This window comes from Halorubrum sp. CBA1125, assembly GCF_009742825.1.
Lineage (GTDB): Archaea > Halobacteriota > Halobacteria > Halobacteriales > Haloferacaceae > Halorubrum.
The window spans coordinates 1-6,578 of record NZ_WPCE01000165.1; the positions used below are offsets into that span (position 1 = coordinate 1).

The window sequence follows — 6,578 nt, forward strand, 5'->3', positions numbered from 1 at the left end:
CCGGCGGCGTTGCCGCCGGCGACTGCCCCTTTGCGTTCCGCTCCCAGCCCCACCGCAACCGCAGCCTCACGCCTCCCCAGCCTCGGCCTCGGCGACCCGCCGGACCCGCCGGCGGGTCCCCTCGACCTCCCTCGCGCTCGGGTTCGCGTGCGCTGTCGCGCCCGCTCACCGGAGCGCGCCGACCGCGACGGATCATGTACAGACGACACGTCGGCGACGCTCGGGAGTGCTGCACGCATCATCGTTTCTGTACGCATAATCGTCCGAAAGAAAAACGGAATTTGCCGCGCTACGCGATTTTCTCGTACTGCTCCGAGAGCTTCTCGGCGGCGTCGTCGAGCAGGTCCGACTCGTACTTGTCGAGCTCCCACTCGATCACCTCCTCGACGCCGTTCGAGCCGAGCTTGGCGGGGACGCCGATCGCGGTGTCGTCGTAGCCGTACTCGCCGTCGAGCACGACCGAGCAGGGGAGCACCTCGCCGGTGTCCCGGAGGATCGCCTCGACCGTGTGGGCGACGCCGGTGGCGGGGCCCCACTGGGTCGCGCCCTTCCGGCTGATCACGTCCATCGCGGACTCCTGGAGGTCCTCGAGGATCTCTTCCTTCTCGTCGGCGTCGAAGCTCGGGTCGCGGCCGTTCACGCGCACCTTCGAGAAGACGGGTGCCTGCGCGTCGCCGTGCTCGCCGAGGATCGTCGCCTCGACGTTCTTGACGGGCGCGTCGAACCGCTCCGAGAGGACGTACCGGAAGCGCGCGGAGTCGAGCCGGCCGCCGAAGCCGACCACTTGGCCGCGGTCCCGGTCGCCCGCCTCGTAGAGGTGGCGGTTGAGCAGGTCCACCGGGTTCGAGGTGGTGACGGTGACGAAGTCGTCGTTGTGCTCGGCGAGCTGCGAGCCGATGTCCTCCATGATCGGCGCGTTGTCGCCGGCCAGGTCGATCCGGGTCTGGCCCTCCTTGCGAGGGATCCCGGCGGTGATCACGACCACGTCCGAGCCGGCGGTGTCCGCGTACTCCCCCTGCCGGACGGTCGTGTTCGAGTCGTAGGCGACGCCGTGGTTCGTGTCGGCCGCCTGCCCGATCGTCGTCTCTCGCTGGTCCGGGATGTCGACGAAGACGAGCTCGTCGACCACGTCGCGCAACGCGAGGTTGTAGCCGGCGGCGGCTCCGACGGTCCCCGCCGCACCGATGACGCTGACTTTTGTCATACCGTGTGGATCCGCGGCTGGCCGGCGAGTAAACGTTTCGGAACGTCGGATACGTTCGGTTCGCGCGGCGAACCGTCTCCGGCCGCTCGGGTGACGATCCCCGACCGCGCCGTCGCGAAAACCCTAACTCCGGTGACGACGCAGTGCGTCGTAGTGCCGACGTTCCGCTACCCGTGTCCCGGCTGTCGGACGACAAACAGCCTCCACGACGCCGACTGCGACTTCGAGGGCGTGAGCTGGCCGACCGTCGAGAAGGCGTACACGGACCTGCTCACCGTCCTCTCCGCGGAGCCGGACGGGATGGACGAGTCGACGCTCCGCGAGGCGGTCCACGGCGAGTGGAGCGGGCTCCACAAGGCCGCGCTCGACGCGCTCGAACGCGACCAGCGCGTCGTCGCGGACGATGACCGGCTGCGGCTGCTCACCGCCGCCGAGTTCAAGGAACGCGTCTCCGAGCCGGCCCGGGAGCCGATGCGGACCGTCTACGAGCACGGCTCCGTCCCCGGCTGTCACGACAACGCGGTGTTCGCGATGATCGCGTGGTACGAGATGGTCGGGCTCTCGTGGCCGGAGACCAGAGAGAACGTGATCGAGTGGCTCCGGGAGTCGGGCGCGTGGGACCGCGGGGGCTTCGACGAGGCGACCCCCGGAGAGCTGGTCGACGCGAAACGCCACGTGTACGAGCAGGGGTACGGCTGGAAAGAGAAGGGACAGGCCGCGAAGCGCGTGATCGAGCGGCACCGGTGAGGGGCACACCCGGCGCCGTCGACCGCCGGACACCCGGCGCGACAGCTTTACCCGACCCGTCGCCGTCCTGACCCACGATGGCGCTCGACGCGCTCTCGGCCTGGCCCGCGGCCGGATCGATCGCCGGCGGCACGGGGGCGATCGGCCTCGCCTGGGCGCTCCGCCGACACCGCGGTCGCCTGGGCGTCGACTGGTTCCTCGGCGTCTTCGCTGCGCAGGCGACGTGGTGTCTCTCCTACGGGATCGGGCTGCTCGTCGCCGACCGAACCGTCCGGGCCGTCCTGGAGGCGACGATGTGGCTCGGCGTCGTCTGGACCGGGATCGCCTTCCTCGGGTTCGCGCTGGCGTACACCGGTCGCGGCGACGTGATCCGGAGCCGGCTGTTCGCCGCGGTCGTCGGCTTCGGCCTCGTTTCGACGCTGCTGCTCGCGACCAACGGCGTCCACGGCGCGTTCTGGACCGACTTTCGGATCGATCCCGTCTTCGGCGTCGCGACCGTCTCGTACGCGTTCGGCCCGTGGGCGTCGCTCGTCGTCGCGGTCGAGTCCGTGCTCGTCGCCAGCGGGGTGTTCCTCCTCGTCGACACGCTGCTCAGCTACGGACCGCTGTATCGCCGAGAGAGCGCCGCCGTCGCGCTGAGCTCGCTTCCCCCGGGGATCGCGCTCGTCGCGTGGGCGCTGGGGGTGGGACCCGCGCCACAGCTCCAGCTCGCGCCGGTCATGTTCGTCCCTCACGTCCTGCTCGACGCGTACGCGTTCGGCCGCGCCGAGATGTTCGACCGGCACCCGACCACCAGCCGCGCGGCCGAGCGGACCGCCGTCGACGACCTCGCCGACCCCATCGTCGTGGTCGCGACGGACGGCCGGATCGTCCGGCTCAACCCCGCCGCCGAGGCGCTGCTCGGCGTCTCCGAGTCCTCGGCGCGGGACCGGCCGCTCGACGCCTTCCTCGACGTGTCGATCCTCGAGAGCGGCGACGACGACGGGGGGAGCGACGCCCGCGTACCCCCCGAGGCGGTCGACGCGGAGATCGAGATCGCCACCGACCGCGGCCGTCGGACGTACGCGGTGTCGACCTCGCCGCTCTCGGACCCCAGCGGCACCCACGTCGGCCACACGGTCGTCTTCTCGGACGTCACCGAGCGGGAGCGCCGCCGCCAACAGCTGGAGGTGCTCAATCGGGTGCTCCGGCACAACCTCCGCAACGACGCCGGCGTCGTCCACGGGTACGGCGAACTGCTCGCCGAGCGGCTCGACGACCCCGAACTCGGCCGGATGGCCGACGCGATCGAGCGCCGGGCCGGAGCGCTGGCCGCGCTCGGCGAGAAGGCCGGCACCGTCGACGACCTCCTCGCGGAGGAGGCGCCCGCGAGCGTCGACGTTCCGGCGCTCGTCGAGGCGGTCGCCGCCCGGAGCCGCGAGACGGTCCCGGACGCGACCGTCGAGGTCGACGTCGGTGCCGACGTCGGTCGTGTCCGCCTCCGCGCCACCGCGCTCCGGGCGCTCGTCGAGAACCTGATCGAGAACGGGCTCGAACACCACGACGGCAAGGGGACGGAGCGGACGGACGGGGGTCCGTGGGTCGCGGTGACGGTCGCGGCCGAGCCGGACGCGCTCGTCGTCACGGTCGCGGACGACGGCCCCGGGATCCCTCCCCACGAGGTCGAGGCCGTCGAGTCGGGTCGCGAGACCGCACTCGAACACGGGTCGGGGCTCGGCCTGTGGGTCGTCGCGTGGGCGGCCGACGACCTCGGGGCCGACGTCGACTACGCCGAGCGCGAGCCGCGCGGAACGACGGTGACGGTCACGATTCCGGTCGCCGACGGGTCCTGACCGCGTGTCCGGGCGGGTCGGGCGGCCGCGTTAGTCGCTCTGAATGCGAGGGGCGAGCATGAACGTCACGCTCCCGAGCCCCTCGGCGAAGCTGTAGTGGAGCTTGACGGGGAACTCCTCGCCGAGTTCGATGGTGACCTCCGCGTCGCCGGGAATCGCCTTGTTCATGTCCTTCAGGTAGTCGAGCGAGAACAGCGAGTCCGCGGGGCCGGCGGTGAGCGCGATGAGGTCCTCGCGGGTGAGCTTGAGATCGACGTCGTCGGTGTCACCTTCGGCCTCGATGAAGAAGGCTTCCTCGTCCTCGTCGACGCGGAGGCGGATGTGGTCCGAGACCATGTCGGCGGCCGTGATCCCGCGGTCGAGCTGTGCGCCCTCGACGACGATCTCGGCGGCCAGATCGAGGTCGGGGATGTCCGGCTCCTGGCGGATGGAATCGGGGTCGATGAGCGCGAGGGTGTAGCTCAGGCCGTCGATCTGGATGTGGAGCTTGCGGGTCTCCTCGTCGAGTTCCAGGTGGATCAGGTCGCCCGAGTTGGCCATGCCGGCGATGTCTTCGAGGCGCGCGAGGTTGACGCCGATGACGCCGCCGTCGGCCTCGTAGGACTCGAACGCGGCGGCCTCGAGGGTGAGATCGACCATGCCGACGTTGGCGGGGTCGACGGCCCGGATCGAGAACGTCTCCTCGTTCAGGCGGATCTTACACTCGTCGACCAACACGCTCACCGAATCGAGCGCGTCCTGCAGCGTCGACGCGCCCACGATGGCCTTGAACATATAGGTGCGGCTACGGCGGTATCACCTAAAAAGGCACCCGATCGGAGCGACGAGCGATCGCTCGGATTCCCGGCCTGCCGGCCGCTCACCGGATCACAGGGCGAGCGCGAAGCGCTCGCTTGCAGCCGGCGGCGCTGCCGCCGGCGACGCCATCGCACGGTGTGCTGTATGGGCGATCCCGGGTCCTAGATCAGCGGCTCGACGAGCTCTCTCCCCTCGGCGAGCAGGGCCTCGACCGCGTCGTCGCTGTCGGCCTCGGCGTACACCCGGAGCTTCGGCTCGGTCCCGGAGGGACGCACGAGCAGCCACGACCCGTTCTCCAGGAGGAGCTTGAAGCCGTCGAGCGTGACCACCTTTGCGACCGGGGAGCCGCACACCGACTCCGGGATGTGGTCTTCGAGTTCGTCGAGGACCCCCGCCTTGCGGTCGTCGGGGCAGTCGAGCGAGACCTTCCCGGACGCGATCGTCCCGTGCTCGTCGAGCAGGCGGTCGACCCGCTCGTCGAGCGGCTCCGCGGCGTGGGTGGCGGCCGCGAGCAGCGCCATCAACACGCCGTCCTTCTCGCGGACGTGCCCCCGGACGGTGAACCCGCCGGACTCCTCGCCGCCGAACAGCGCGTCGTGCTCGCCCATCGCCTCCGCGACCCACTTGAAGCCGACCGGCGTCTCGAACACCTCCTCGCCGTGGGCCTCGGCGATCCGGTCGACGAGGAACGTCGTCGAGACGGTGCGGACCGCCGGGCCGGCGGCGCCCTCGAGGAGCCGGTCGTAGCAGGCGGCGTAAAACAGGTTGGCGTCGAGCACGCCGCGATCGGGGGTGACGGCCGCGATCCGGTCGGCGTCGCCGTCGTTGGCGATCCCGAGGTCGACGTCGCTGTCGGGGTCGGTCACGAGGTCGGCCAGCCCCTCCAGGTGCTCGGCGCTCGGCTCCGGCGAGTCGCCGCCGAAGGTGACGTCGCGATCGCAGCGCAGCCTGACGACCTCGGCGCCCGCCAATTCGATGAGGGCGTCCGTCACGCCGCGGCCGCTGCCGTGCATCGCGTCGTACGCGACCGTGAGCCCGTCGAGGTCGACGCCGTCGCCCTCGCTCCCGGCGACGTCGCCAACCACCTCGCGGGCGGCCGCGGCGTGGTCGCTCACGAGGTCGACGCGCCGGACGTCGCCGCGCTCGTCCTCGGGGAACAGGTCGGGCTCCGCGAGCCGCTCGACGACGTCCTCGGTGACTCCGGGGAGCGCGGGGGCGCCGTCGTGCGGGATGAACTTCACGCCGTTGTACTCGGGCGGGTTGTGCGAGGCCGTCACCATGCAGGCCCCCGCGAGCCCGCGGTCGACGATCGCGTACGCGACGACAGGCGTCGGCACGTCGCGCTCGGGGAGCAGCACGTCGAAGCCGTTGCCGGCCAGCACCTCGGCGAGGCTCTCGGCGAACCCCTCCGAGGTCTCCCGGGCGTCGTACCCCACCGCGACCGGCTCCGAGCGGCCGGCCGCCGCGAGGTGGTCGGCGACCGCCTGCCCCACGATCCGCACCCGCTCGTCGGTGAACGTGTCGAGCGTCGCGCGCCACCCGTCCGTGCCGAAAGAGATCGCGTCCATGTGGGGTCCGTCGTCGGCCGAGACAATAAGGCTCGGTGTCGGGCCGTCCGCCGACGGGGCCCGGGCCGAGCCCCGGTCGCGACGCTCGGCAACGGAAGGACGGCCGCCGACGTGCGTCACGACCCGTCGTAGACGGTCCGCGCGGAGTTCGTCACCACGAGAATGCTGCTCGACGCCATCGCGAGCGCGGCCAGCAGTGGGTTGAGGACCCCCGCAACGGCCATCGGGACCGCGACCGCGTTGTAGAGGAACGCCCAGCCGAGGTTCTGCTTGAGTCGCCGGTTCGTCCCGCGGGTGATCGCGAACAGCTCCGGGATCGCCGAGAGCCGGTCGTCCAGGAGGACCGCGTCGGCGGCGTCGGCGGCGAGGTCGGTGCCGCTGGCGACAGAGACGCCGAGGTCGGCCGCGGCGAGCGCGGGCGCGTCGTTG

The 6,578-nt window shown here is 71.4% G+C and carries 5 protein-coding genes and 1 pseudogene; 2 read left to right on the top strand and 4 right to left on the bottom strand.

All coding sequences use genetic code 11. The features are described 5' to 3' along the window. Positions 1–289 precede the first annotated feature (289 nt). Positions 290–1,204, bottom strand: coding sequence for a malate dehydrogenase (gene mdh / locus GJ633_RS12780; RefSeq protein ID WP_156589137.1), 915 nt, complete (start codon positions 1,202–1,204; stop codon positions 290–292). A 153-nt stretch (positions 1,205–1,357) separates the two neighbouring features. On the opposite strand from mdh, the gene GJ633_RS12785 reads away from it, so the two are divergent. Both GJ633_RS12785 and GJ633_RS12790 read left to right on the top strand, forming a co-directional pair. After that, entirely contained in the window at positions 1,358–1,951 is a 594-nt protein-coding gene (locus tag GJ633_RS12785) for a hypothetical protein (RefSeq protein WP_321169075.1), read from the top strand. Between the two features lie 77 nt (positions 1,952–2,028). Continuing rightward, positions 2,029–3,783: a histidine kinase N-terminal 7TM domain-containing protein gene (locus GJ633_RS12790; RefSeq protein ID WP_156589138.1), complete on the top strand. Its 1,755-nt coding sequence runs from the start codon at positions 2,029–2,031 to the stop codon at positions 3,781–3,783. 30 nt (positions 3,784–3,813) lie between these two features. On the opposite strand, the gene GJ633_RS12795 is transcribed toward GJ633_RS12790, so the two are convergent. From GJ633_RS12795 to GJ633_RS12805, 3 genes and pseudogenes are all read right to left on the bottom strand, one after another. Further along, positions 3,814–4,557 (bottom strand): DNA polymerase sliding clamp, encoded by a 744-nt coding sequence (locus tag GJ633_RS12795; RefSeq protein WP_156589139.1) that lies wholly within the window; start codon positions 4,555–4,557, stop codon positions 3,814–3,816. A gap of 185 nt (positions 4,558–4,742) precedes the next feature. After that, the gene (locus GJ633_RS12800) at positions 4,743–6,149 is read right to left on the bottom strand and encodes a phosphoglucomutase/phosphomannomutase family protein (protein ID WP_156589140.1); all 1,407 of its coding nucleotides are present in this window, start codon (positions 6,147–6,149) and stop codon (positions 4,743–4,745) included. A 116-nt stretch (positions 6,150–6,265) separates the two neighbouring features. Continuing rightward, positions 6,266–6,578: pseudogene (locus GJ633_RS12805) on the bottom strand (cation-translocating P-type ATPase); the annotation flags it as partial.

Excerpts from the sequence above, each read along its gene's own strand:
- mdh (WP_156589137.1), bottom strand. The coding sequence starts at position 1,204 with ATGACAAAAGTCAGCGTCATCGGTGCGGCGGGGACCGTCGGAGCCGCC.
- GJ633_RS12790 (WP_156589138.1), top strand. The coding sequence starts at position 2,029 with ATGGCGCTCGACGCGCTCTCGGCCTGGCCCGCGGCCGGATCGATCGCC.
- GJ633_RS12795 (WP_156589139.1), bottom strand. The coding sequence starts at position 4,557 with ATGTTCAAGGCCATCGTGGGCGCGTCGACGCTGCAGGACGCGCTCGAT.
- GJ633_RS12800 (WP_156589140.1), bottom strand. The coding sequence starts at position 6,149 with ATGGACGCGATCTCTTTCGGCACGGACGGGTGGCGCGCGACGCTCGAC.